Here is a 25,363-nt window from a genome sequence, read left to right on the forward strand (position 1 = left end):
CCCCGAAGCCGCCGATTTCCGTGCCACACGCGCCGTTCGACACGAATCAGGTCACGCGATAGCCGTCCCCCACAGCGGTCAACACGTGGTCAGCGCGGTTCCTGCTCGCCGCGATGAGATCGGCGTTGCGCAGATCGCTCCCCAGCACCTTCTCCTGCGCCTGGTCCGGTGTTCGCCCGCCCGCGGTGTGCCGGTCCATGAGTCGTTCGGTGAGCACCTGCCGCGGCGCGTCCAGGTACCAGCACGCGTCGAGCAGCCCGCGGACATCCGCCCAACCCGGTGCCTCGGTCTCGGTCAGCAGCAGATAGTTGCCCTCGATGACGACCACCCGCTCGTCACGCACGACAACACCGCCATCGGTCGGCTCGTCGATCGCGCGATCGAACAGCGGCCACGGCACCGGCGCTCCGACCGGCGCTTCCCGCAGCAACCGCAGATCCGCGACGAACCCGCCCGCATCGAAGGTATCCGGCTCACCCTTGCGCGCCAGGGCGTTCCGCGCCCGCAACACCTCGTTTCGCAGGTGATAGCCATCCATCGGCGCCACCGCCGCGGGCCGCCCCGACCGGCACAGCTCGACGCGAAGCCGCTGCGCCAGTGTCGATTTCCCGGCTCCCGGCGGCCCGGCGATCCCCAGCAGAAACCGCTCATGACGCACCGGGACCCGTTGCGCCAGTTCGCCCACCGACAGCACCTCGTTCGCCCAGGTCACGGGCCTACCCTACGCACCGGGTGGCAGCACGTGAGGACAAGACGGACTCAGCGAACCTCGACGAAGCCTCGCTCGAGGATCGCACCGGTGTCGACGCCGACGGGCAGCGTGCCGAAGGCGATGCCCCAGTCGGCGCCGAGGCGGGTGGCGCAGAAGGCATCCGCGACGGCGGGATGCCCGTGCCGCACCAACTGTGCGCCCTGCAGGACGAGTGCCATCAGTTCCACGACGCGGCGGGCACGATATTCGATATCGGACAGGTCCGTGAGTTCCTTGCCCACCCGGTCGATCGCGTCGTCGAGGCGCGCATCGGCGCCGCGGGCGAGTCCGACCTCGGCGAAATAGGCCTCGACCGTCTCGGGCTGACGTCCCATGGCGCGCAACGCGTCCAGCGCCGCCACATTGCCCGACCCTTCCCAGATCGACATGAGCGGCGCCTCACGATACAGCCGCGGCATGCCCGACTCCTCGGCATAGCCGTTGCCGCCCAGGCATTCCAGTGCTTCGGCGGCGTGGGCGGGAGCACGCTTGCAGACCCAGTACTTGGTGATGGCGAGCGCGATCCGGCGCAGCGCTGCCTCGGCCGGATCGCTGCCCGCGCGGTCGGTGGCCCCGGCCAGTCGCATCATCACCGTGGTCGCGGCATCCGATTCGATGACGAGGTCGGCCAGCACATTGCGCATGGCGGGCTGGTCGATCAGCTCGGCGCCGAAGGCTTTTCGGTGGCGGGCGTGGTGGATCGCGGTGACCGCGCCGAGCCGCATGCCGGTGGCCGAGCCGATCACGCAGTCGAGACGGGTCATGTTGACCATCTCGATGATCGTCTTCACGCCTGCCCCCTCGGCGCCGACGAGCCAGCCGGTGGCGTTCTCGTATTCGATCTCCGAGGACGCGTTGGACTTGTTGCCCAGCTTGTCTTTCAGCCGCTGGATGCGGAGGGGGTTGCGGGTGCCGTCGGGCAGTACCCGGGGCAGCAGGAAACACGACAGGCCGCCCGGGGCCTGCGCGAGCGTGAGGAACATATCCGACATGGGCGCCGAGGTGAACCACTTGTGCCCGACGATGCGGTACGAGCCATCGGGTTGCGGTGTGGCAGTGGTGGTGTTGGCCCGGACATCGGAGCCGCCCTGCTTCTCCGTCATCGACATGCCCGCGATGAGACCGGCCTTGGTCGATGGTTCGCGCAAGCCGAAATCGTAGGTGCGCGAGCCCAGCAGCGGCTCGAAGCGGGCCGCCAGTTCGGGGTTGTGGCGCAGCGCGGGCACCACCGCGTAGGTCATCGAGATCGGGCACATGTGTCCGGCATCGGCGGCGCCCCAGGTGTAGAACTTTGCGGCGCGCGCGGTGTGCGCGCCGGGCCGCTCGTCCAGCCACGGCGAACCGTGCAGCCCATGTGTCACCGCGACATTCATCAGGTCGTGCCAGTGCGGGTGGAATTCCACCTCGTCGACACGATTGCCCCACCGGTCGTGGGTGTGCAGCACCGGCGGGTACTCGTTGGCGAGTCTGCCCCACTCCTGCGCCGCGAAACCGCCTGCCAGCGCGCCGAGTTCGCGCACTTCGGCTTCGGCCCAGCCCGCACCTTCGCGGTGCAGACCTTCCAGCAGCGCGGGGTTGCGCGCGGCATCGAAGGGGATCAGTGGTGGCGCCTGGTTGAAGACTTCGTGGGTCGGCATATCCGGTAACTCCTTCGACTACAACGTTTCCGGGCGCGCACCGAGTGCGCGCACGGCGAAAGCGACCAATTCGGGGATGACGGTCTCGGCGTGCGGCGCGGCGGCCAGCGGGCCGACCAGCACCTCGCCGATCGCGCCGACGAGGGCGGCGGCGGTGAGGCTCGATTCCTGGGCAGGCAAGCGGCCTTCGGCGACACCGTGTGCGATCGCGGTCTCGAACGACGCGGCGAACGCCCGCCGGAATTCCAGCCGCTGCGCGTCGACGGCGGCGTCGACGGGCTCGGCCAGCAGCACGTAGGCAAGTTTCGGATTCTTCATCGCGCGCCCGGCGAAGGTCTCCACCGCGGCGGTGACCCGCCCCACCACGTCACCCTCGGCCACCGCGGCCCGGACCGCGTCGACCTCGCGGGCGACGACCGTCGCGAAGACCGCCGCGACCAATTCGGCCTTGTTCTCGAACTGCTTGTACACGGTGCCGGTCGCGATGCCGGCCTCCGCCGCGACCGCCGCCATCGACAGCCCGGCGAACCCGTCACGGGAGAGCACGCGGGTGGCGCCGTGCACGATCAGCGCCCGTTGCGCGTCGAGCCGGGCCTGTACGGCCGGGGTCCTGCGGTACACCATGTGAAGAAGTGAACCATTGATTCACCTCTTCACACAAGGGGCACCGTGGCCGTATGGTCGAGGAATGGAAACAGGTTCACCCGCCGAAACCAGCGCATCCGGTCCGGCGAATTCGGTGCGCGTCGAACACGCGGGCCCGGTCACGACGGTGATCCTGGATCGCCCACACGCCCGCAACGCGGTGGACGGCCCGACCGCTCGCGCGCTGGTGGAGGCGTTCCGCGCGTTCGACGCCGACCCCACCTCCTCGGTCGCCGTGCTGTGGGGCGAACACGGCACCTTCTGCTCCGGCGCCGACCTCAAAGCTCTGGGCACCGAGAACAGCAATCAGGCCACCGAGGACGGTGACGGCCCGATGGGCCCGACCCGGCTGCGCCTGTCCAAGCCGGTGATCGCGGCGGTGTCCGGGTACGCCGTGGCGGGCGGGCTCGAACTTGCCCTGTGGTGCGATCTGCGAATCGCCGAGCAGGACTCCATCTTCGGCGTCTTCTGCCGCCGCTGGGGCGTCCCGCTGATCGACGGCGGCACCGTGCGCCTCCCACGCATCGTCGGCGAAGGTCGCGCACTCGACATGATCCTCACCGGCCGCCCGGTGAGCGCGCCCGAGGCGCTACAGATGGGCCTGGTCACCCGGGTCGTGCCCACCGGCGACGCCCGCCGCGCGGCAGAGGAACTGGCCGCCCAGCTCGCCGCGCTCCCCCAGACCTGTCTGCGCACCGACCGCGCCGCCCTGTACGACCAGTACGGACACACCGAGGAGGAGGCGCTGCGCGTCGAATTCCGGCACGGCATGACCGCCCTGACCGGCGGCGCACTCGACGGCGCCGCCCGCTTCGCCGCGGGTGAGGGCAGGCACGGTAGCGCCGACCACCGCTGATGGACCGCCTCACGGTCGTCGACGAGATCTTCCTGCGGACCCACCGCGGGATGGGCACGCCCATCGCGCTACAGGGTCTGTGGCGTACTCCCGATGCGATGGAACCCGCGCTGTTGCAAGCGATTCACGATCACTTGCGGCTGGGCAGGCTCGGCCGCAGAGTGGTCGGCTCCCGGGTTCCGGGCGCCCGCAGAGGCTGGCAGCCCAACACCAGCGCCCACCCCCTCGACCTCCTCCCGAACCGGACCGCGATCTCCGAGACCGGCTGGCCGGCAATGCCGATCGCCCACCACGATTCCGGTCGCGGTATCGGCCCACTCCCCGCCCACGCGGTCCTGCCATGGGCCGACAGCCTCGGCACCGATCTGGACCCGGAGTTCGCGCCCGGCTGGCGCCTGTCCGCCGCCCGCCTCGACGACGGCGGAACCGTTGTCGCCCTGACCTGTTCGCATGTCCTGGCCGACGCCCGTGGCCTGATCCACGCTGTCACCGCCGCCCTGCGCTCGCTCGATCCGGCGCACGCCTCGATCGGCCCAGCGCCCACCAGCGAAACGCGGTACCGGACAACGTCATCGGAGTGGACGGATGCGGTCTCCCAGTGGGTCACCATCTTCGGCGGCACGACCCGGGCGCTGCTACGCAGGTTCCCCCGGCGGTCGGCCCGACCGACCACGGACCACGTTCCGCGCGAGTCGGCCTCCAGCAGCGCTGCGCCGGCGAATCCCGGTTCGACCGGCGACCGGCACCTGCGCCCCCTCCTGCTGACCTTCGATGCCGCCCACTGGGACGCCACCGCGAGCACTCTCGGCGGGACCCCGAACAGCCTGTTCATCCACTTGATCGCGAACATCCTGTGGCAGAACGGCTTCCCGAACCCGATCATCACCGCGAGCCTGCCCGTCGACACGCGCGAGGAACCCCGAGTCGACAACGATCTCGCGGTGACCGAGATCGCCATCCACCGCGTCGACACTCCCGCGACCATTCGCGACAAGGCGAGGTCCGCCTATCAGCACCGAATGTCCAGCCCCGCGGGCCTGCCCGAGGAGATCCTCCAGGTGATCCCCGACCGCTGGGCCTACACCCTCAGCAAGGGCGCGGGCGAGCGAGACATCCTGTGCTCCAACATCGGAACCCTCCCCGACGCGGTGCGAAGAGTCGGCCCGCACGACTGCACCCGGGTGGCCGCCCGCGCGATCCATCCCGGCATCACCGCCTTCCCCCGCACCCAGCTCGCGGGCTACCTCTCCCACCTCGGCGATACCTACACACTCGCCCTGGTCAGCCTCGCCGCCGACAACGATTCCCTGCCCGACGCCGTCGACAAGGCCTGTGCGGCAACAGGATTACATCCCGCGCCCTGGTAGTCATCCGGCAGCGATCCCGGTGAGCAAGGCACGCAGCCCCCACACGAACTGATCCTCGGAGTTCCACGCCGCCATCGCGTCGACCTGTGCTGCCGAGCGTGGCCAGCGATCGCCGTCGAGCAGGGCCAGCCCCTCGCGACGTTGCGCGACCCGCTCGGATTCCGGGGTGAGCGGCGGCTTTCCGTCGGTCTCGGCGACCGTGAGCGCGATGCCGCCGAGCACCTGCACGATCAGCGAGTACACACCGTTCGCCTGCCTCGCCTCGGACAAACCGCCTCGAGCCAGGCACCCGAACAGCGCCTCGCCGACATCGCTCGCCGACGGCCCGTCCATCGGCCCCGACATCATCAACAGCGCGACCGCCGGATGCGCGAGCAACTCCGCGCGCAGGCCGCGCGCGAACTGGATCACCGCGTCGGCCCACTCCACGCCGGGGTCGCGCAGGGGTTCGAGGGCAACCGCCGAGAGCACGCGTTCGATCACGGCGCGCTCCAGATCGGCCCGGCTCGCCACGTAGGTGTACACGGCATTGGGATTCACCCCGAGCTTGCCCGCCACCGCCCGGATCGACAGCGCCCCGGTCCCGCCCTCATCGAGGAGCTGTAGCGCGATGTCCACCACCTGCTCTTCGGTGAACGAGCGCCGCGCCGGCCGCGCCGCGCCGCCACCTGTTGACTTCGCCTTCGACATGCGGTGGACTGTACCCCGTACAGCTACCTGTACCCCGTACAGCCAGAATGGATTCTCGTGCACAACAAGCCATGGACCACCATCACGCTGCTGATCGGCGCCCCGATCCTGATGAACCTCGCCTTCGTCGGCCTCGGGATGACGTTCGACTACCCCGACGTCCTGCAATTGCCCGCCACCGAGGTCCTCGCCCGATTCCGGGCCGAGCAAGCCACGATCGTCACGCTGTTCGCCCTCCTCGCGGCCGCGGCGTGCGCTTTCGTCCCGTTGTCCGTTCTGATCGGGCGCCTGGACGACTCCCCCACGATGCGCTGGGCGGTGCGAGCCGGCATCGCCGCCGCCCTCGTGCAAACCATCGGCCTGCTGCGCTGGCCGCTACTGGTCCCCACCCTGACCGACGCGGACACCTTCGAACGACAGCACACCCTGCTCGGCACCCTCCTGGGCGAAACCGCCGGCTACACCCTCACCGCGATCTGGACCGCGCTGGTCATCGCGGCCCTGCGCACCCCGCGGTGGTTCGCCGCACTCGGCTACACCAGCGCCGCCGCCATCGCGACCGGCGTCGTCATCCCGCTCGGCATCGAGCCCGCCGCCGTCGTCAATTTCCCCGGCTACCTGTTGTGGAGCGGGTGGCTGCTGGCCTTCGCGGCCCTGCTCGGCCGCGGCGCGTTCGCGCGTCAGGTCGCCGTCATCCCGACGAGCAGCACACGAAGCCCCCAGACGAACTGATCCACCGAGGTCCAGGCGGCGATCTCCTCCAGGTGCGCCGCGGTGCGCGGCCACCTGGTTGGATCCAGGTCTCGCAGCGCCGCGCGGCGGGCCGCGATCCGCTCCGATTCGCCTGGCAGTGGCGGCTTTCCGTCGGTTTCCGCCACGTCGAGGGCGATCGAACCGAGCACGTACACGAATACCGCGTAGACCCCGTGCGCACGGATGGGCGCCTGGAGGCCGCCGCGGGCGAGGCAGACGAACAGCGACTCGGTCATATCCCGTGCCACCGGTCCATCGGCCGACGGACTGTCCATCGGCCCCGACATGATCAACTCCGCCACGGCGGGGTGGTCGAAGAGCCGAGCGCGCATGCCGAGCGCGAACTGGATCACCGCCGCGGTCCACTCCACACCGTCGTCGGAGAGCGGCCCGAGCGCCACCGACGACAGCACGTTGTCGATCACCGCGCGTTCGAGGCCGTCCAACCCACCGACGCGGGCGTGCACAGTGTCCGCGTCGACCCCGAGCCGTCGCGCCACCGCACCGACGGACAGGGCCCCCGCGCCGTCCGCGTCGACGATGGCGAGCGCGGCCTCGGCGATCTGCTGCTCGGCGGGCGGGCCACCAACGTCCGTACCTGGGGTTTTCGCCTCGGACATGCGTCGAACTGTACTCCGGGGACCCTCGCGGAATCCGTCGCCGATCAGGGTGTCAGGCCGAGCCGGGTAGCCAGCCACGGCAGCTGATCACGCAGCCCGAACTCCCACAGCGCGAAGCTGTGTCCGCCGGGCAGAATCCGTAACCGCACGTCCATCCCCGCGTCCTTCGCCGCCTGATACATCCGCTCCACCTGCGGCCGGTACGTCTCGTCATCGGCGCCGACCACGAACGCGCCGGCGGAGTCCGGATACGCCCGCGTCCGCAGCAGATCGAGCGGGTTGACCCGCAGCAGCGCCGCGGTATCCCCACCGAACGCGGCGTCCACCGTGCGCTGACGGTCCCCCAGGGTCGGCTCGTCCTCACCCGACATGTCGAGGAAGGTGGGATAGACGGCGGGGTAATTGGTGGCGAGTTGCAGTGCGCAGGTGCCGCCGTAGGAGAGTCCGCCCACCGCCCAGGAACGCGGATCCGGGTCGATCTGCAGATTCGCTCGCGTCCAGTTCGGCACGTCGACGGCCAGGTACGTGGCGACATTGCCGAGTTTCGAGTCCAGGCACAGCGGGTTCGCCAGCTGGGAGCCGGTCCCGTCGGCCACCACGACGACCGGTGCGAGCCCGTTGTGCGCGCGGGCGAACGAATCCATGGTCTCGACCAGCTGCCCACCGACGAACCAGTCCTGCGGCGCACCCGGCTCACCGGCGAGCAATACCAGCACCGGCAGCAGCGGACGTGGATCCGCGAAATAGGCGGGCGGCAGATAGATCTGGGCATCGCGCGCGGTGAATCCGGACGCCGTCGGCGGCACCGTCGCGGTCAGAACTCGCCCGCCGTCGGGCAATCCACCGGGCGCGGGCCAGGCCGGCTCGAGCGGACGCGCGCTGATCACCTGCTCGCGCCGGGTCAGCTCACGCGCGTCGACCCGGTCGATCTGTTCGACCCCGAGCGCCGCGCCCACCGTCGGATACGACGCGTACTCCAGGTTGATCCTGACTCCCACCGCCACCAGCACCGCCACGGCCGCGAGCACAGTCACCACGCCGGTCCACACCGTCCGGCGCACCAGGATTCGCGGCACCACCAACAGCACTGCCGCCACCGCGATCCCGATCAGCACGTACACCGACACGGCGATCGGATCGGGAAAGGGCCGCCACACCTCCTCCACGAACAAGTACAGCGCCACGGTGAGCACCACCGCGGCCAGCACCACGATCGGCATGATCGTCGTGACATATCGTCGTACACGAGGTAACAGCAACCAGACCGCACCCAGGGCGCCGAGGACCGTCAACGCCACCGGCAACCATCCGGTGAGCAACGACAGATCGGTGATTTGCGTCATCTCTGACCTCCACAGATGCCACCTCGACTGCCCTGGCGCGCGCATCGCGGTCCTGGTACGACCGCGATGACATACGGTACACAGACGACCTCACCGCGCCGGTGCGGCGCACTCGCAGCAAAGGGTGGTTCTATGAACGACAACGCGGCTGCCCCCGAATCGGCGCCCTCGCGCGGCGTCACCATGGCGCACACTGTGATCCGCCGGATGCCGTTCACCCTCGGCTTCCTCGTCGTGGTCGCGATCCTCGGCATCGCCGGCGGTGGTCTGTGGCGCAGGCTCGACGAACGTTCCTGGTATCCCGATATCGCCTACGGCTGGCCGCCGCTCACCGAGGGCAAGTGGTGGACGCCGCTGTCCGGCTGGTTCTTCGGACTCACCCCCTTCCAATACTTCTGCATGGCAGTCATTTTCGCGGCGGCAGTCGGTTGGACGGAGTGGCGGCTCGGCACCGTGCGCACCGCACTGGTCTGTCTGTCGGGCCAGCTGATCGGCATTCTCGGCGCGTCGGTGACGGTGGGGCTGCTGGCCCACACCCATCTCGGTTGGGCCGACCGGCTTTCCGAGGTCCGCGATGTCGGATTCACCACGGCCGCGTTCTCGGCACTGGCCGCGGTCTCGGCAACGCTGCGGTCGCCGTGGCGCCTGCGGGTACGCGCTGTGCTGATGGCGCACGTGGCGCTCACGTTCCTGTTCGAGTCGACCTTCGCCGATCTCATGCATCTCATCGCGATCGCCGTCTGGCTGCCCGCGGGCGAAAAGCTGTTCAGCCGCACCGAACACGGCTTCTGGCCCCGCACCCGACGTGAGGTTCGCATGCTGGCCTTCATCGGCCTGCTGGTGATCGCGACGGCCTCGGTGGCGGTGTACTTCTTCCCCGGCAACAGCCTGCTCGGTCCCACCGAGAACGAACGCGGCTCGCTGTGGAGCACGATCCTGACCGTGGTGGTGATCACGGTGGTGGCCGAGCAACTGCGGAAAGGCAGGCACTGGGCGTGGTGGGGCACTCTCGCCTACGGCCTGCTGCACGTGGTGTTCACGCTGGTGCTGCTCGGCGTGGCCATCGGCACCGACTTCGAGACCGAAGGCGCGGTGACCTTCGGAACAGGTCTGCTGTGGGCGGTCGAGGTGGCGCTGCTCTACAGCGGCCGCGGCGCGTTCCGGGTGCCCGTGCGGCGCAAGATCACCGACGGCGCACTCACCGGCACCGATCCCGGACATGCGGTGCGCGCCTTGCTCGCCCGCTACGGCGGCAGCACCATGTCGTGGATGACGACCTGGCCGGAGAACAAATACTGGTTCGCCGCCGACGGTGAACGCTGCGTCGCCTACCAGCGTCACGCGGGCACTGTCATCGTGCTCACCGATCCGATCGGCCCCGCGGATCTCCTCCCCGCCACCATCGCCGGGTTCACCGATCGCTGCGAAGCCGACGGACTCGTCCCGTGCCTGTTCTCCACCACCGAGGCGGTCGCCGAGATCGCGGACGAACTCGGCTGGCGCAGTGTGCAGATCGCCGAGGACACCATCGTCGACCTGCCGCAGCTCGAGTTCAAGGGCAAGGCGTGGCAGGACATCCGGTCCGCGATCAACAAGGCGAACAAGGAGGGCATCGAGTTCCGGCTCGTCGAGCTGGCCGACGAACCGTTCGCGGTGATCGCCCAGGTGCGCGCCATCTCCGAGGAGTGGGTGGGCGAAAAGGGGCTGCCCGAAATGGGATTCACCCTCGGCGGCGTGGAGGAGGCACTCGACCCGGCCGTGCGGGTGGGGCTGGCCGTCGACGCCAAGGGCAGCGTGCACGGCGTCACCTCGTGGTTGCCCGTCTACGGCCCCGGCGACGAGATCCGCGGCTGGACCCTCGACGTGATGCGCAGGCGCCCCGGCGGTTTCCGGCCGGTGGTGGAATTTCTCATCGCTTCGTCCTGCCAGGTGTTCAAAGAGGAAGGCGCCGAGATCGTTTCGCTCTCGGGGGCACCGTTGGCGCGCAGTGCGAGGACCGACGGTGCCGAGCCCATCGACCGTCTGCTCGAAGGGCTCGGCGCCGCGATGGAGCCGTATTACGGCTTCCGGTCACTGCATACGTTCAAGGCCAAGTTCCAGCCCCGCCACGAGCCGGTGTACCTGTGCTACCGCGACGAGGCAGACCTGCCCCGCATCGGCATCGCTCTGACGAAGGCATACCTACCCGAGGTCTCGGCCAAGGATCTGATGACTCTCGGAGCGTCCGGCAAATAGACGCCGACGCGCGGATCTCAACGCGCGGGCACCGCGACCGGCGTAACCCGGGCGCTGACGTCAGCGGGCACGTCGATGCCGGGTTCGAGGTCGCCGGCCGGGATCGGCTCGCCCCACACCTGACGCAGCGGCAATACGCCCGCCCACACACCGCCGGTCGCGATGTCGCCCTCGTCGTCGTTCGGCCCACCCGAACGCACCTTCACCGAGGCCTCGGTGAGGTCGAGCGCGAGCACCATCGTCGCCGCCATTTCCTTGCGGTTGGGCGGGCGTACCCGATCCCAGGCGCCGGGCGCGGCGTGCTCGACGATCACCCGCAGCGCGTTGTCGCGCTCAGCCTCGTCGGTGACCAGCACCGCCCTGCCCCGGATCACCGCGGAGCGGTAGTTCATCGAGAAGTGCATGGCCGAGCGCGCGTACACCAGCCCGTCGACGTGGGTCACCGTCAGGGAGATGTCGGTGTCGATCGCGGCGCGCATATTGCCCGCGCCGGTGGATCCGTGCAGGTAGAGGGTATCGCCGACGCGGCCGTAGATGGTGGGCAGCGCCACGGGCGAGCCACCGAGCAGCACGCCGAGGTGGCAGACCAGGCCCGCGTCGAGCACCGCGTCCAGTGCCGCGCGGTCGGTGGCGCCGCGTTCCTTGGAGCGTGTCAGCGTGGTGCGCGGGGTCGGTGACAGGGGGTTGCGGTTGACGTCGTGCGTGCTCATAAGATGAGCTTCGCCGAAGAAGTGGACTACGCGTAGGTCCAATCCAACAGAATTTCAACAGGCCAATTCCAGGTGGACGATGCTCGACGACCTTCCGATCCCGCTCGACCGCACCGCCCCCGAACCGCTGTCGGTGCAGGTGGCCGACGCCCTGCGCGCCGCGGCGACCGATCGGGTGCTGCGCATCGGCGACCGTCTACCGTCCTCGCGCGCCCTGGCACGACGGCTCGGCGTGAGCCGGGCGGTGGTGGCGGGCGCCTACGACCAATTGCACGCGGAAGGCTGGCTCACCGGCAAACACGGCTCCGGCACCTACCTCAGCACCGCCCCCGCCACCGCGCCACCGTCCACCGGCGCGGGCCACGGTGCCGATCCCGACGCGGGCCTGCTCGATCTGGGTCCGGGCGCACCGTGCGCCGAGGCGGTCGACTCCGCCGCCTGGCGCCGCGCGTGGCGGGCGGCCGGCGACCAAGCTCCCGAGGCCCGCAAGAACCGTGCGGGCGAACCGGACTTCCGGGCGGCGGTCGCCGATCACCTCCTGCGCCATCGAGGACTGGCGGCAGGCGCCGGATCGGTGGTGCTGGCCACCGCCGGTACCAGCGCGGCGGTGGGTGAGCTCGCCACCGCGCTGCTCCGTCCCGGCGACACCGTCGCCATCGAGGATCCCGGCTACCTACGCGCCGTCGGCGCGCTGCGAGCCGTGGGCATCGAGGTGCTGCCGGTGCCCGTCGACGCCGGGGGTTTGTGTGTGGATCGGATTCCGCCCGGGGTCCGCGCGGTGTATTGCACACCGGCACACCAGTTCCCGATCGGTGCGATGATGCCCGCGGCGCGCCGGGTCGAGCTCATCGAATTCGCGAGAAGAACGGGCGCTTTCATCATCGAAGACGACTACGACGGCGAATTGCGTTACGACACAGCACCATTACCACTGCTCGCGGCGATGGCGCCGGATGTCGTCGTCCATCTCGGCACCACCAGCAAGATCATCGCCACCACCCTCGGCGTGGGCTGGCTCGTCGCCCGCCCCGACATCACCGACGCGGTGCTGGCCCATCGCGCGGAGATCGGTAGTTCCCCGAGCCCCGCCGGGCAACGGATCCTCAGCGAATTCGCCCGCCACGGCGACCTGTCCCGGCACCTGCGCCGGCTCCGCAGAGTCGTCCCGCCACGACGCGCCCTGGTCGTCGACGCGCTCACCCGCCGCGGGCTCCCCGTCATCGGCGACGACGCGGGCTCACACGTCGTCGTCGAACTCCCCGGTCCCGCCGCCGAGCGCCACGCCGTCGACGCCGCCCGCGCCCGCGGCGTCCTGCTCGACGGTCTGGCCCGCCACCACCTCGGCGTACCACACCACTTCGGCGTCGCCATCGGCTATACCGCGCTGAACAGCACCGACCTCGCCCGCGCCATGCCCATCGCGGCCCGCTGCCTCGCCGAAGCAGCACGCCCCGCCGGACCCGCGCGGTCGTAGCATGGACCAGGAACCGGCACGACCCCTCCGACTATCGAAGTGGTGAGAGCATGACCGATCAGGACATTCTGGCGCGGATCAAACAGCTGGTCGACGACGAGCACTCGCTGCGAGCCAAGGCCACCGCGGGCGAGATCGACCCGGTAGCCGAACGCAAGCAGCTGGCCGAACTGGAAGTGATGCTCGATCAGGCCTGGGATCTGTTGCGGCAGCGGCGCGCCCGCAGCGGCTCCGGCGAATCTCCCGAGGACACCGGGCTGCGTTCCCCCCGTGAGGTCGAGGGCTATCTGCAGTGACCGAGCTCGAGTACGACGTCATCGTCATCGGCGCGGGCCCGGCGGGTGAGAACGCCGCCGCCTACGCCATCGCGGGCAGCGACCGCACCGCCGCCCTGGTCGAGCGGGAACTGTTCGGCGGCGAATGCAGCTACTGGGCGTGCATTCCCAGCAAGGCACTGCTGCGCCCCGGCGCCGTACTCGACCTCGGCGAGGCGATGCCGGGGGTGAGCGCGAGCGGCCCGCAGGTGGCCGACATCCTCGCCCGCCGCGACGCCTTCGTGCACGACCGCGACGACAGTTCCCAGGTGGAGTGGGCGAAATCGACCGGCATCGACACCGTCCGCGGGGCCGGCCGTCTGGTCGGCGAACGACTCGTCGAGGTAACCACCGACGACGGCGTGAAGCGCTTGCGGGCCCGGCACGCCGTCGTCCTGGCGACCGGCACCACCGCCACCATCCCCGACATTCAGGGCGTGCGCGAGGCGCTGCCGTGGACCTCCCGCGACGCCACCAACCTGACCGTCGTCCCGCGCCGGGTCGCCATCATCGGCGGCGGTGTCGTCGCCTGCGAAACGGCGACCTGGCTGGCCGAACTCGGCGCCGAGGAGGTGACCCTGCTGGTCCGGGGTGACCGCCTGCTGCCGCGCAGCGAATCGTTCGCGTCCGAGCTGGTGCTGCGGGGCTTGCGTGACACCGGAATCGTCGAGGTGCGGTTCCACACCGAGCCGTTACTGGTCTCGCGCCGCGATCCCGAGGACACCGGCGTCGGCCGCCTCCACGGCGGTCCGGTCACCCTGGTGCTCGGCGACGGCGAACTCGAGGTCGACGAACTCGTCGTCGCCACCGGCCGCAGCCCCGCCACCTCGAATCTCGGCCTCGACGCGGTGGGGCTGCCCGCCGGCTATGTCGAGGTCGACGATCAGCTGACCGCGCGTGCGGTGTCCGGCGACTGGCTCTACGCCGTCGGCGACGTGAATCATCGTGTGGCGCTGACACATATGGGCAAGTACCAGGCCAGGGTGTGCGGTGACGTGATCGCCGCCCGCGCGGAGGGCAAGCCACTCGACGGCTCGCGGTTCACCGCGAGCGCCGACCATCAGCAGGTTCCCCAAGTCGTCTACACCGCACCGGAACTCGCCTCCGTGGGCCTCACCGAACACGAGGCTCGCACCGCCGGACACGCGGTGGACACCGTCGAGCTCGACATCGCCGTCGCGGGTTCCGCGCTCTCGCGTGACGACTTCCACGGCCGCGCGAAACTCGTGATCGATACCGCCGCCGACCGTATTCTCGGTGCTACCTTCGTCGGCCCCGATATGGGCGAGCAGTTGCACGCGGCCACCATCGCGGTGGTGGGACGGGTGCCCATGGAGACGCTGTGGAACGCGGTGCCCGCCTTTCCCGCCGTCAGCGAATTCTGGCTCCGGCTGCTGGAAGCCTGGCGCGAGAAGACTATTTGAGCAGCCGCGACATCCGCCGGTCGGCGAGCACCTTGCCGCCGGTCTGGCAGGTGGCGCAGTACTGGAAGGACCGCTCCGCGTAGGACACCTCACGCACGGTGTCACCGCACACCGGGCACGCCTGGCCGGTTCTGGCGTGCACCCGCATGCCCGAACGCTTCTCGCCCTTCAATCGGGCCGCGTCCTGTCCCACCGAACGATCGACCGCGTCGAGCAGCACCGTGCGCATCGCGGTGTACAAGTGCGAAACCTTCTCCGCGGACATCGTTCTGGTGTTCGCGAACGGGGAGATCTTCGCGGTGTGCAGAATCTCGTCGGAATAGGCATTGCCGATTCCGGCGATCAGAGTCTGATCCACGATCGCGGTCTTGATTCGCTGCGATGTACTTTTCAGCAGCGCGGCGAATTCGTCCTCGGTCAGTCCGAGCGCGTCGGGTCCGAGCCGCGCGATCCCCGGCACCAGCATCGGATCCTCGACGACATACACCGCCAGCCGTTTCTTCGTCCCCGCCTCGGTCAGGTCGATCGCGGGCGTGGCGCCCTCGGGCGTGAAGAAATGCACGCGCAGCGCCAGCGGGCTCTTACCGCCCGGCTTGGGTGGCAACGGATTCGGCTCATCGACCCAGCGCAACCATCCGCCGCGCGACAAATGGGTGATCAGCCACAGTCCGCCACAATCCATTCCGAGGAATTTCCCCCACCGTCCCGCACCGGTGACATCGCGGCCGGACAACGCGGTGACCGGCGGATCGAACGTCTTCACCGCGCTCAACGCCGCCACGTCCACACGGCCGACCACAGCGCCGACGGCATGATCCCGAAGGAACTGCGCCAACGCCTCTATTTCCGGCAGTTCGGGCACGGTTGCCAGTTTAGCTATTCATCGTGCGTCGGCGCGGGATCCGTCGCGGAGCAGATAGACATCCATGATCCAGCCTTTTTCCGCGCGCAGTTCCGCGCGGCGGGCCACTATGCGGCTTTCGACTTCGCGCAGAGCGCCTTCGATCAGGATTTCGTCGGGCATGCCGAGGTAGGCGCCCCACCAGATATGGATGTCGTCGCCACGAACCTCGGTGAACGAGCATTCACCGTCCAGCATCACCACGGTCGATCCGGGTCCGAGCCCTTCTTCGCGCAGTCTGCGCCCCGTCGTGACGTGGACGGGCTCACCGATCCGGTGCAGCACCATGCGGTGCCGGGCGGCCAGCGCGGCGATGCTGGTGACGCCGGGGATCACCTCGTAGTCGAAGTCGGCGCGCCCGCGCCCCAGCACGTGCTCGACCATGCGCAGGGTGCTGTCGTAGAGCGCCGGATCTCCCCACACGAGGATCGCGCCGATGCCGTCCACCTGGTCGAACGCGGCTTCGAGGAGCTCGGAGCGCCGTTCGTGCCAATCCACGACGACACCGGCGTAGTCGGCGGGAGTGCGCTCACGCGGCGGATCGGTGATCTCGATGATCCGATGCGGCGTGTCCACGTGTTCGGCCAGGATCGTGGTACGCACGTCGACCAGTTCCTGTTTCTCGGTGCCCTTGCCGATCACGAAGAAGGCCTCGGCCTTTCGCATGGCCTTGATCGCCTGCACCGTCACCTGGTCGGGGTCGCCGGCGCCGATGCCGATCACGTAGAGCTTGCGCATAGCCGAAGAGCTTGCCAGGTGCCGATCCGCCGAGCCGACCCCCGTAGAATCGCGAGACGTGGCCACCCCTGATACGCAGTACGAGGATCTGCTCCGGCACGTGCTGGAGCGAGGCACGCCAAAAGCCGATCGCACCGGCACCGGAACCCGCAGCATCTTCGGTCACCAGCTGCGCTACGACCTGGCCGAGTCCTTCCCGCTGATCACCACCAAGCGGGTCCACATGAAGTCCATCGCCTACGAACTGCTGTGGTTCCTGCGCGGCGACTCCAATGTCTCCTGGCTGCGCGAGCACGGCGTGACCATCTGGGACGAATGGGCCGACGCCAAGGGTGAGCTCGGCCCCGTATACGGCGTGCAGTGGCGCTCGTGGCCCACCCCCGACGGCACCCACATCGATCAGATCGCCCAGGTGCTGCACACCCTGCGCACCGACCCCGACTCGCGCCGGATGATCGTCTCGGCCTGGAACGTGGCCGACCTGGACAAGATGGCGCTGGCCCCCTGCCACGCCTTCTTCCAGTTCTATGTCGCCGACGGCAAACTGTCCTGCCAGCTGTACCAGCGCAGCGCCGACCTGTTCCTCGGTGTGCCGTTCAATATCGCCAGCTACGCCCTGCTCACGCTGATGGTCGCCCAGCAGACCGAGCTCGAGCCGGGCGAGTTCATCTGGACCGGCGGCGACGTGCACATCTACGACAATCACCTCGACCAGGTCCGCGAGCAGCTCACCCGCGAGCCCTACCCGTTCCCGACGCTGCGCCTGCGCCCGGCGACGAGCCTGTTCGACTACGCCTACGAGGACATCGAGCTGTCCGACTACAAACATCACCCCGGCATCAAGGCGCCGGTGGCGGTGTGAAGCGGATCGGCCTGATCTGGGCGCAGGCGAACGACCGGGTGATCGGTGTCGACAACACCATTCCGTGGCGGGTGCCCGAGGATATGGCGAATTTCCGCGACACCACCATGGGGCACCCGGTGATCATGGGCAGACGGACGTGGGATTCGCTGCCCGCGAGCTTTCGTCCGCTGTCCGGCCGCCGCAACATCGTAGTCACTCGCCAGACTGATTGGGCGGCCGACGGTGCCGAACGCGCCGCATCCGTACCCGACGCGCTGACGATGACCGGCGAGTCCGACACCTGGGTGGCGGGCGGCGGCGAGATCTACCGCGCCGCGCTGGCCTCGGCGACGACGCTGCTGGTCACCGAGGTCGACACCACCGTGGCGGGCGATGCGTTCGCCCCGGTCATCGGCCCGGAATGGCATGCGGACGACACCCCGTGGCTGACCTCGAAAACCGGTCTGCGCTACCGCATTCGCCACTACACCCGCGGCTGACAACACGCAGCTAACGGTCGCGGCAAAACGCCCGAACGCGTGGGCACCGTCGGGCATACTCCTGGCAAGACCTGCCCGCGAGATGCCTGCGAAAGGCCCGATCCATGGACAAGAAATCGCTGACCGCCGTGGCCCGTCAACAGCTCAAGCTGGCGGCCACGTCGACGAGCGGCCGGAGTTCGCAAACCCTCATCGGCGGCCACACCCACGCGCTGCGCCAGACGGTCGTCGCACTCGCCGAGGGACAGAGCCTGGCCGAACACGACAATGCGGGCGATGCCACCATCCAGGTGCTCTCCGGCACGCTGGTGCTGATCGCGGGCACCGACGAGTGGAAGGGTTCGGCGGGCGATCTCATCGTGGTGCCGCGCGCCCGGCACAGCGTCAAAGCTGTCGACGATGTCACATTTTTGCTGACCGTCGCGAAATAGCAGGTCGATCGCCCGAATTGCTTGACACCGCGAGGTGTTGATCAAACCTGTCGGCGCGGAGCCGTACTGTGGACGCCATGGGTGAGCCACAGCCGATCCTCGATCCACTCACGCCGTCCGCGATTTTCCTTGTCGCCACCATCGACTCCGGTGGCGAATCCGCGGTCCGTGACCTCTTGGCAGATCTCTCCGGATTGCGCCGTTCGATCGGTTTCCGGGTGCCCGGTGAAGGATTGACCTGCGTCACCTCGATCGGCTCCGCGGCCTGGGACCGGCTCTTCGTCGGCCCGAAACCCGCTGAGCTGCACGATTTCCCGGGCTACAACGGCCCGATCCACAGCGCACCGGCCACCCCTGGCGACCTGTTCTTCCATATCAAAGGCGAAACTCAGGGCCCGTGCTTCGAACTCGCCATGGTGATCGGCGCTCGCCTCAAAGGCGCGGCGACCATCGTCGACGAGACGATCGGCTTTCGCTATTTCGAGCAGCGCGACCTGCTCGGCTTCGTCGACGGTACGGAGAACCCGGAGGGCCCGAGCGCGGCCTCGGCGGCGCTGATCGGCGACGAGGACCCCGAGTTCACCGGCGGTAGCTACGTGGTCGTGCAGAAGTACACCCACCCGCTCGACCAGTGGAACGCACTGTCGATCGAGGAACAGGAGCGGGTGATCGGGCGGACCAAGCTCGCCGACTACGAACTGCCCGACGACGTGAAACCCGCCGACTCGCACGTCGCGGTGAACACCATCACCGAAGCCGACGGCACCGAACGCCAGATCGTGCGCGCCAATATGCCGTTCGGCACCATCGGCACCGGCGAGTTCGGCACCTATTACGTGGCCTACGCCGCCACCCCGAGCGTCACCGAACGCATGCTCGAACGGATGTTCCTCGGTACCGGCGAGGCCGCCTACGACCGCATCCTCGACTTCTCTTTCGCCGTGACCGGCACGCTCTTCTTCACTCCCACCGTGGATTTCCTCGATGACCTGCCCGACGCACCCGACACGGCGGCCACCGAGATCGAGCCGGCGACACTGCCCGAAATCGTCCCCGTCGAACGTGCGAACGCGGCGGCAGCCGCTCGCTCGGACGGCTCCCTCGCAATCGGCACGATGAAAAGGAGTAATTGAATGAACAACCTGCATCGCGAACTCGCGCCGATCACCGGCGAAGCCTGGTCGCAGATCGAGGAGGAGGCGACCCGCACGTTCAAGCGCAATATCGCCGGTCGCCGGGTCGTCGACGTATCGGGACCGCATGGTTTCGACTTCTCGGCCCGCAACCTCGGCCGGATCACCTCGATCGCCTCGCCCGACGACGGCGTGCAGGCTCATCAGCGCCTGATCCAACCGGTTATCGAGCTGCGGGTGCCGTTCACCCTGCAACGCTCCGAGCTCGACGACATCGAGCGCGGCGCGGGCGACGCCGACCTCGACAATCTCAAGGACGCCGCGCAGAAGATCGCCTTCGCCGAAGACCGTGCGATCTTCGAGAGCTACGCCGCCGCGGGCATCACCGGGATCCGCGATGCCGCCTCGAACTCCCCCGTCGCGCTGCCGAGCAACGTCGTCGACATTCCCGATGCCATCTCGCACGCCCTCACCGGCCTGCGTCTGGCCGGCGTGCAGGGCCCGTATTCGGTGGTGCTCAGCGCCGAGCTGTACACCCAGGTCAGCGAGACCTCCGATCACGGTCACCCGATCCGGACCCACATCGAGCGGCTGATCGACGGCGAGATCATCTGGGCGCCGGCGATCTCCGGCGGTTTCGCGCTCACCACCCGCGGCGGCGACTTCGAGCTCGCGCTGGGCCAGGACCTGTCGATCGGCTACCTCAGCCACGATGCCGAGACGGTGCAGCTGTACTTCCAGGAGACCTTCACCTTCCTCGTCGAGACCTCGGAGGCAGCGGTGTCGCTCGGCTCGTGAGACCGCGGCGATGCGCACCGCTAGGGTGAGCCACGAATCGTGATTCGCCGATCGGCGCGAGCATCGGGCCCGGCGAGCTGGAGAGGGAGGTCCGCATGTCGGTCGTGCGTGCCGGTGTGGTGTCCACCAGGCGGAGTCTGTTCTATTGCTTGATCGCGGTCCTGGTCACCACGGGCGTCGTCGGGTTGTTCCTGGCGATGTTCGGGGTGAACCGGGTGATCACCGGCCTGCTGGTCGGGGCGGTCGGCGGGTTCGCGGTGGGTGTCGCGCTGTTCGTCCGTGATGTCATCGAACTGCACGAGCACGCCATCTACGCGCGGACCCCGTTCCGCTCGTCGACCGTGCCGTGGGACCGTGTCGTCGCCGGCCGCTTCACCCTCGACGAGCACGCCCGCTGGGCACTGGCACTCGACCTGAACGGCGAGTCGGCCGACGAGCTCGTACTGCTGTCCATCCCCCCGGTGATCCGCCCCGTCACCGGCGCCTACGACATGCGCAAGCGCGAACAGGTGAGCGAGATCCGGGAAATGCTGCGCGCCAAACGAATCCCGATCACCGTGCTGCCCGAGATCGCGGGCGCGCTCAACCAGCACTGGCAGATCGCCCCGCCGACCGCCCGCTGAGACCCGCTACGCACTCGCCTCGGATTCGAACCTGCGCCGGTAGTCCGAGGGCGACACCCCGAGCCGCGCCACAAAGGCCCGGCGTAGCGCCTCGGCGCTGGCGAAACCCGCGCCGGAGGCGGCCCGACTCACCGAACTGCCGGCTTCGAGCTCGGCCCGGGCGAGATCGAAGCGCACATTCGCCGCGTACTCGGCCGGGCTGAGCCCGGTCTCCTCGGTGAACAGGCGGGTGAGGTGGCGGACGCTCACATTGACGTATCGCGCCAGGTCCACCACACTGTGCCGCGCGGCGGGGTCCCTGGCGATCAGGTCGGTGACCACGCGCACCGGACCGGGCGGCAGGGCGACGGCGCGCATGGGCGTCGAGAACTGGGTCTGCCCGCCGGAACGCTGCAGATAGACGAGAAGCCCCTGAGCGACCTGGCGAGCGATGTCGCTGCCCAGATCGTCTGCCACCAGTGCGAGCGCGAGGTCGATGCCCGCCGCGACGCCCGCCGAGGTCGCGATGTCGTTGTCCCGCACGAAGATCCGGTCCGCCTGCACGTCGATCCGGGGATACCGGCGGGCGAGCTCGGCGGCGAATTTCCAGTGCGTGGTCGCGCTTCGGCCGTCCAGCATCCCGAGTTCGGCCAGCACGAAGGCGCCACTGCAGATGGAAACGACCCGACGACTGCGCGCCGCGAGAACGCGAGCGGCCTCGACCAGATCGGGACGTACGAACTCGGCGGGGCGCACTTCGCTGCCGGGCACCACGAGCGTGTCGAGCGGGGGCGCGTCCGCCACGGAAGTCGTCACAGCAACTCCCTGGCCCACCGAGCTGTGCACCGGTGCGCCCGTGGGCGAGATCAGCACGATCTCGTAGGCATCGGCGAACTGATTCGCCTCGACGAATACCTCTGCGGGACCGACGTAGTCGAGCGCCTTCACCCCGTCGAACAGGAGAAACCCGATACGCCGTGTACCACTGGATGCACTGTGACGTAGGCGATTCCGGGGTGTGGACATGCCGATAAATCTAATACTCGGCCGGAATGGCGGGATCTTCGGCCGTTCCGGTGGGCGACAGCGCACCGGCGCTCGACAACTATGGGCAACCTATTCGTCCGCATCTCCGACAGGAGCACAGCACAATGCCCTACTTCACCATCACCGACGGCACCGAGATCTATTTCTCCGATTGGGGCACCGGACGACCTGTGGTGTTCAGCCACGGCTGGCCGCTGAGCTCCGACGCGTGGGCGCTGGAGCGCAAGACCTTCGCCGACGCGGGCTACCGCGTCATCGCGCACGACCGCCGCGGTCACGGCCGCTCCTCGCAGCCGTGGCAGGGCAACGACATGGACACCTACGCGCGCGATCTCGCCGAGCTGATCGAGTCACTCGACCTGCGCGATGTCATCGTGGTCGGGCACTCGACCGGAGGCGGCGAAGTAGTGCGTTACGCCGCCCAGCACGGTGTGGACCGGGTCGCCAAGGTCGTCACCATCGGCGCGGTACCGCCGATCATGGTCGCCACCGATGCCTATCCCGACGGCCTGCCGATGGAGGTGTTCGACAATATCCGCGCCGGGGTGCTCAGCGACCGCTCCCGCTTCTATCAGGAGCTCGCCCCCTCATTCTTCGGCTTCAACCGCGAGGGCGCCGTCGTCTCGAAGGGCGCGCAGGACGACTTCTGGCGCCAGGGCATGCTCGCGGGGATCCAGGCCGCCTACGAGTGTGTCGCCGCGTTCTCCGCGACCGACTTCACCGAGGATCTGAAGGCCCTGAAGGTGCCGGTCTTCATCGCGCACGGCGACGACGACCAGATCGTGCCGATCGCGAATGCGGCACTGAAGTCGATCGAGCTCGTCGAGAACGGGACATTGAAGGTGTACGCGGGCGCACCGCACGGCGTCTTCGGCGCCTATCAGCAGGAACTCATCCAGGACATCCTGGCGTTCATCCGAAGTTGAGGTATCGCGGCGCTCCTCGCCCACCGGGTACGGCCTCTCAGGCGGGAGCGATCTCGCCCAGCCGTGCGAGGAGCGCCGCGGCCGATGCCCGCACCGTACCCGTGTCGCCCGGGTAGCCGACGATGCGCAGCACGGCGTCCGGGATGACGCGCTCGGTGTCCACGCCCGCCGCCCCCTCGTCGTACCTGATCGCGATCACCGTCTCCACCAGCCGGAACGGAAGGATCCGCGCGTCGTCGGATTCCCCCGCGGCCGTCGAGGCCGCGGCGGCCAGACGCTCGTAGTGTCCGCGCAGTTCGTCACGTCGTCGCCGGAACGCGACGAAGCGTTCCGTGCGCAACTCCGGGAGCAGGTACAGCGCGCCCAGATTCCACCGCGCCGTCCGCAGTTGGCGCACGTCGAACAGGGCAAGCGCGTAGAGCTGGGTCGCCACGTCATCCGGTTCGGTCATCATCCGCTGCGCCAGTTCGACCGGTCCCGCCACTGTTTCGGCCAGTAGTGCGTCGAGGATGTCGTCCTTGGCGGCGAAGTGGTGATACAGCGATGCCTGCCGGATGCCGACCGCGTCGGCGACTGCCCGCGTCGAGGTGTTGGCGTACCCCTTGGTGGTGAAGAGCTCCGCCGCCGCGTCGAGGATCTCCGCGCGCGGCGTAGTTCCCTGCCTGCGCCGCTGTTCCAGCCGGGGACGCCCGGGACCGAGATTCGCCACACCGAAGATTCTGTCATCGGGCCACGACCTGCACCGCAGCGGGCAGCTCACCGGCGGGAATGCCCAGCGGTCGAATTTCTGTCATTTGACAGAAACTCACGCAACGCAGAAGTTACCGCGGGGCGTCCAGTCGATACACGCACGACACCGTTCGAGCGATCGCGCGCGCAAAACTATCGACTGATAGATATTGGCCGAACCGCTGAAGGACTCCGACATGGCCACGACATTCGAATCCCCCGCCGCCCCAACCGAACTCGGCCGCGACAGCGCCGATCTGGCAGCCTTCGGCTACACGCCGGTCCTGCACCGCAAACTGGGGCGTTACGCGTCCTTCGCGGCAGGTTTCTCGTTCGTCTCCATCCTCACCACGATCTTCCAGTTCTTCGGCTTCGGCTATTCGTTCGGCGGCGCCGCCTTCTTCTGGACGTGGCCGCTGGTGTTCGCGGGCCAGTTCCTGGTCGCGCTGAACTTCGCCGAGCTCGCCGCCCGCTACCCGATCTCGGGCTGTATCTATCAGTGGTCACGTCGGCTGGCCGGTGGGCTGATCGGCTGGTTCGCCGGCTGGATGATGGTGATCGCGCAGGTCGTGACCGCCGCCGCGGCCGCCATCGCGCTCCAGGTGGTGCTGCCCTCGATCTGGAGCGGATTCCAGCTCATCGGCACCGACACCGCGCTCACCTCCCGCGACGGCGCGATGAACGCGGTGCTGCTCGGCAGCGTGTTGCTCGTCGTCACCACCACCATCAATGTGATCGGCATCGACCTGATGTCGAAGATCAATTCGATCGGTGTCACCGTCGAGATCGTCGGTGTGCTGGCGATCATCGCGCTGTTCTTCGCCAACACCGAGCGCGGCCCCGATGTGGTGTTCCAGACCGACCAGGCCTCCCCCGGCCCGTACTGGGCGGCATTCCTGGTCTCGGGCCTGATGGCCGCGTACGTGATGGTCGGATTCGATTCCGCCGGTGAGCTTTCCGAGGAGACCAAGAACCCGCGCAAGGTCGCTCCCCGCACCATCCTGCTCGCGCTGGCGGTCTCGGCGCTGGGCGGTGGCCTCATGCTGCTCGGCGCGCTGATGGCGGCTCCGAGCCTGTCCGACGGCGAATTGTCCACCGGTGGACTGGCTTACGTCATCACCTCGAAGCTCAACAGCCCCGCCGGTTCGGTGCTGCTCGGCTGTGTCGCGGTCGCGGTGATCGTGTGCACCCTCGCCATCCAGACCGCCGGCTCACGCCTGATGTTCTCGATGGCCCGCGACGGCAAACTCCCCTTCGCGAAGGCCCTCTCCACCGTGCACCCCCGCTTCGGCACCCCCGTGTGGCCCGCCGTCGCGATCGGCGCCCTCGGCATCGGCCTGCTGGTCCTGAACCTCGGCAACCCCGCCATCTTCGCCACCCTCGCCAGCGTCTGCATCGTCAGCCTGTACCTGGCCTACCTCCTGGTCACCGTGCCACTGCTGCTGCGCCGCGTCCAGGGCCTGCCCGCCCCCGACGACAAGACCCTGTTCCACCTGGGCCGCCTCGGCATCCCCATCAACGCCCTCGCCGTCGTCTGGGGCATCGCCATGGTCATCAACCTGGCCTGGCCCCGCCCCGAGGTCTACACCCCCGCCGGCGGCAGCTGGTGGCAACTCTGGGCAGGCCCCCTGTCGGTAGCCGTAATCCTCACCACCGGCGCCATCGTCTACCGCTCGGTAGTAGCAGCCAAAACCCCCACTCCCCGCACCGAAACCGCCCCCGCCACAACCTGATCCGCCACACCCAGCCCGTCCCCGTCTTCAACAACCCACCCAACCCAGCCACCGCACTCCCGACCCCTAGGGAGGGACGGCCACGAAGTGGCCGGTCCGCGGCCGGGCCGCCGGTCAGGCGCCGGGGCGTAGGCGACGAAGGAGCAAGCCCGGTGCCTGACC

26 protein-coding genes are annotated in these 25,363 nt (G+C 68.7%); 15 read left to right on the top strand and 11 right to left on the bottom strand.

The annotated features are described in order from the left end of the window. Window positions 1-46: 46 nt before the first annotated feature. The 3 genes from ACFQ9R_RS23525 to ACFQ9R_RS23535 are packed head-to-tail and all read right to left on the bottom strand — an operon-like array spanning window position 47 to window position 3,012. Complete coding sequence (locus tag ACFQ9R_RS23525; protein WP_378993288.1) at window positions 47-712, bottom strand: nucleoside/nucleotide kinase family protein; 666 nt, start codon at window positions 710-712, stop codon at window positions 47-49. A 47-nt stretch (window positions 713-759) separates the two neighbouring features. Next, complete coding sequence (locus tag ACFQ9R_RS23530) at window positions 760-2,388, bottom strand: acyl-CoA dehydrogenase family protein (protein WP_378993289.1); 1,629 nt, start codon at window positions 2,386-2,388, stop codon at window positions 760-762. Window positions 2,389-2,406: 18 nt separating this feature from the next. Continuing rightward, the gene (locus ACFQ9R_RS23535) at window positions 2,407-3,012 is read right to left on the bottom strand and encodes a TetR/AcrR family transcriptional regulator (RefSeq protein ID WP_378993290.1); all 606 of its coding nucleotides are present in this window, start codon (window positions 3,010-3,012) and stop codon (window positions 2,407-2,409) included. Between the two features lie 64 nt (window positions 3,013-3,076). Here ACFQ9R_RS23535 and ACFQ9R_RS23540 point away from each other — a divergent pair, with 64 nt between their 5' ends. Beyond that, window positions 3,077-3,889: a crotonase/enoyl-CoA hydratase family protein gene (locus ACFQ9R_RS23540; protein WP_378993291.1), complete on the top strand. Its 813-nt coding sequence runs from the start codon at window positions 3,077-3,079 to the stop codon at window positions 3,887-3,889. Further along, window positions 3,889-5,256, top strand: a complete 1,368-nt coding sequence (locus ACFQ9R_RS23545; protein WP_378993292.1) for a hypothetical protein — start codon at window positions 3,889-3,891, stop codon at window positions 5,254-5,256. The genes ACFQ9R_RS23540 and ACFQ9R_RS23545 overlap by 1 nt, the downstream gene beginning before the upstream one ends. Here the strand turns inward: ACFQ9R_RS23545 and ACFQ9R_RS23550 are convergent, their stop codons facing one another. Further along, entirely contained in the window at window positions 5,257-5,946 is a 690-nt protein-coding gene (locus tag ACFQ9R_RS23550) for a TetR/AcrR family transcriptional regulator (protein WP_378993294.1), read from the bottom strand. Between the two features lie 57 nt (window positions 5,947-6,003). On the opposite strand from ACFQ9R_RS23550, the gene ACFQ9R_RS23555 reads away from it, so the two are divergent. Further along, entirely contained in the window at window positions 6,004-6,678 is a 675-nt protein-coding gene (locus ACFQ9R_RS23555; protein ID WP_378993297.1) for a DUF4386 family protein, read from the top strand. On the opposite strand, the gene ACFQ9R_RS23560 is transcribed toward ACFQ9R_RS23555, so the two are convergent. Further along, window positions 6,627-7,319, bottom strand: coding sequence for a TetR/AcrR family transcriptional regulator (locus tag ACFQ9R_RS23560; protein WP_378993299.1), 693 nt, complete (start codon window positions 7,317-7,319; stop codon window positions 6,627-6,629). The genes ACFQ9R_RS23555 and ACFQ9R_RS23560 overlap by 52 nt on opposite strands. Window positions 7,320-7,363: 44 nt before the next feature. Next, window positions 7,364-8,662, bottom strand: coding sequence for an alpha/beta hydrolase (locus ACFQ9R_RS23565; protein ID WP_378993300.1), 1,299 nt, complete (start codon window positions 8,660-8,662; stop codon window positions 7,364-7,366). A 132-nt stretch (window positions 8,663-8,794) separates the two neighbouring features. On the opposite strand from ACFQ9R_RS23565, the gene ACFQ9R_RS23570 reads away from it, so the two are divergent. Then, window positions 8,795-10,897: a bifunctional lysylphosphatidylglycerol flippase/synthetase MprF gene (locus tag ACFQ9R_RS23570; protein ID WP_378993303.1), complete on the top strand. Its 2,103-nt coding sequence runs from the start codon at window positions 8,795-8,797 to the stop codon at window positions 10,895-10,897. 17 nt (window positions 10,898-10,914) lie between these two features. Here ACFQ9R_RS23570 and ACFQ9R_RS23575 read toward each other — a convergent pair whose 3' ends face one another. After that, complete coding sequence (locus ACFQ9R_RS23575; protein ID WP_378993304.1) at window positions 10,915-11,607, bottom strand: pyridoxamine 5'-phosphate oxidase family protein; 693 nt, start codon at window positions 11,605-11,607, stop codon at window positions 10,915-10,917. Between the two features lie 79 nt (window positions 11,608-11,686). Between ACFQ9R_RS23575 and ACFQ9R_RS23580 the strand changes: the two genes are divergently transcribed. Genes ACFQ9R_RS23580 through ACFQ9R_RS23590 form a run of 3 tightly spaced genes read left to right on the top strand, consistent with a single transcriptional unit; the run spans window position 11,687 to window position 14,819 of the window. Beyond that, entirely contained in the window at window positions 11,687-13,081 is a 1,395-nt protein-coding gene (locus tag ACFQ9R_RS23580) for a PLP-dependent aminotransferase family protein (RefSeq protein WP_378993305.1), read from the top strand. A gap of 50 nt (window positions 13,082-13,131) precedes the next feature. Next, window positions 13,132-13,377, top strand: coding sequence for a DUF2630 family protein (locus ACFQ9R_RS23585; protein WP_101465668.1), 246 nt, complete (start codon window positions 13,132-13,134; stop codon window positions 13,375-13,377). Continuing rightward, the gene (locus ACFQ9R_RS23590; RefSeq protein ID WP_378993306.1) at window positions 13,374-14,819 is read left to right on the top strand and encodes a dihydrolipoyl dehydrogenase family protein; all 1,446 of its coding nucleotides are present in this window, start codon (window positions 13,374-13,376) and stop codon (window positions 14,817-14,819) included. Before ACFQ9R_RS23585 ends, ACFQ9R_RS23590 begins: the two co-directional genes overlap by 4 nt. Here ACFQ9R_RS23590 and ACFQ9R_RS23595 read toward each other — a convergent pair. Then, window positions 14,812-15,681 (bottom strand): Fpg/Nei family DNA glycosylase, encoded by an 870-nt coding sequence (locus ACFQ9R_RS23595; RefSeq protein WP_378993308.1) that lies wholly within the window; start codon window positions 15,679-15,681, stop codon window positions 14,812-14,814. The two genes, ACFQ9R_RS23590 and ACFQ9R_RS23595, sit on opposite strands and share 8 nt — an antisense overlap. Before the next feature lie 18 nt (window positions 15,682-15,699). Further along, window positions 15,700-16,458, bottom strand: coding sequence for a precorrin-6A synthase (deacetylating) (cobF, locus tag ACFQ9R_RS23600; protein ID WP_378993309.1), 759 nt, complete (start codon window positions 16,456-16,458; stop codon window positions 15,700-15,702). A gap of 58 nt (window positions 16,459-16,516) precedes the next feature. Here cobF and ACFQ9R_RS23605 point away from each other — a divergent pair, with 58 nt between their 5' ends. The 6 genes from ACFQ9R_RS23605 (at window position 16,517) to ACFQ9R_RS23630 (ending at window position 20,787) form a co-directional block, all read left to right on the top strand. Further along, on the top strand, window positions 16,517-17,320 hold the full coding sequence (locus tag ACFQ9R_RS23605) for a thymidylate synthase (protein ID WP_378993310.1): 804 nt from the start codon (window positions 16,517-16,519) through the stop codon (window positions 17,318-17,320). Beyond that, on the top strand, window positions 17,317-17,802 hold the full coding sequence (locus tag ACFQ9R_RS23610) for a dihydrofolate reductase (protein WP_378993312.1): 486 nt from the start codon (window positions 17,317-17,319) through the stop codon (window positions 17,800-17,802). Before ACFQ9R_RS23605 ends, ACFQ9R_RS23610 begins: the two co-directional genes overlap by 4 nt. Window positions 17,803-17,906: 104 nt before the next feature. Beyond that, a complete protein-coding gene (locus ACFQ9R_RS23615; protein ID WP_101465662.1) occupies window positions 17,907-18,233 on the top strand; it encodes a cupin domain-containing protein in 327 nt (108 codons plus the stop codon). Between the two features lie 77 nt (window positions 18,234-18,310). Further along, on the top strand, window positions 18,311-19,366 hold the full coding sequence (locus ACFQ9R_RS23620) for a Dyp-type peroxidase (protein ID WP_378993314.1): 1,056 nt from the start codon (window positions 18,311-18,313) through the stop codon (window positions 19,364-19,366). After that, window positions 19,367-20,164, top strand: coding sequence for a family 1 encapsulin nanocompartment shell protein (locus ACFQ9R_RS23625; protein WP_378993315.1), 798 nt, complete (start codon window positions 19,367-19,369; stop codon window positions 20,162-20,164). It begins immediately after the preceding gene. Window positions 20,165-20,259: 95 nt separating this feature from the next. Next, a complete protein-coding gene (locus tag ACFQ9R_RS23630) occupies window positions 20,260-20,787 on the top strand; it encodes a hypothetical protein (RefSeq protein ID WP_101465660.1) in 528 nt (175 codons plus the stop codon). Between the two features lie 6 nt (window positions 20,788-20,793). Here ACFQ9R_RS23630 and ACFQ9R_RS23635 read toward each other — a convergent pair whose 3' ends face one another. Then, the gene (locus ACFQ9R_RS23635) at window positions 20,794-21,714 is read right to left on the bottom strand and encodes a GlxA family transcriptional regulator (RefSeq protein ID WP_378993316.1); all 921 of its coding nucleotides are present in this window, start codon (window positions 21,712-21,714) and stop codon (window positions 20,794-20,796) included. A 203-nt stretch (window positions 21,715-21,917) separates the two neighbouring features. Here ACFQ9R_RS23635 and ACFQ9R_RS23640 point away from each other — a divergent pair, with 203 nt between their 5' ends. Next, window positions 21,918-22,739: an alpha/beta fold hydrolase gene (locus ACFQ9R_RS23640; RefSeq protein WP_378993318.1), complete on the top strand. Its 822-nt coding sequence runs from the start codon at window positions 21,918-21,920 to the stop codon at window positions 22,737-22,739. 37 nt (window positions 22,740-22,776) lie between these two features. On the opposite strand, the gene ACFQ9R_RS23645 is transcribed toward ACFQ9R_RS23640, so the two are convergent. After that, a complete protein-coding gene (locus ACFQ9R_RS23645) occupies window positions 22,777-23,448 on the bottom strand; it encodes a TetR/AcrR family transcriptional regulator (protein ID WP_378993320.1) in 672 nt (223 codons plus the stop codon). Window positions 23,449-23,665: 217 nt separating this feature from the next. On the opposite strand from ACFQ9R_RS23645, the gene ACFQ9R_RS23650 reads away from it, so the two are divergent. Further along, the gene (locus tag ACFQ9R_RS23650) at window positions 23,666-25,201 is read left to right on the top strand and encodes an amino acid permease (protein WP_378993322.1); all 1,536 of its coding nucleotides are present in this window, start codon (window positions 23,666-23,668) and stop codon (window positions 25,199-25,201) included. Window positions 25,202-25,363 lie beyond the last annotated feature (162 nt).

This window comes from Nocardia sp. NPDC056541 (assembly GCF_042794235.1).
GTDB lineage: Bacteria > Actinomycetota > Actinomycetes > Mycobacteriales > Mycobacteriaceae > Nocardia.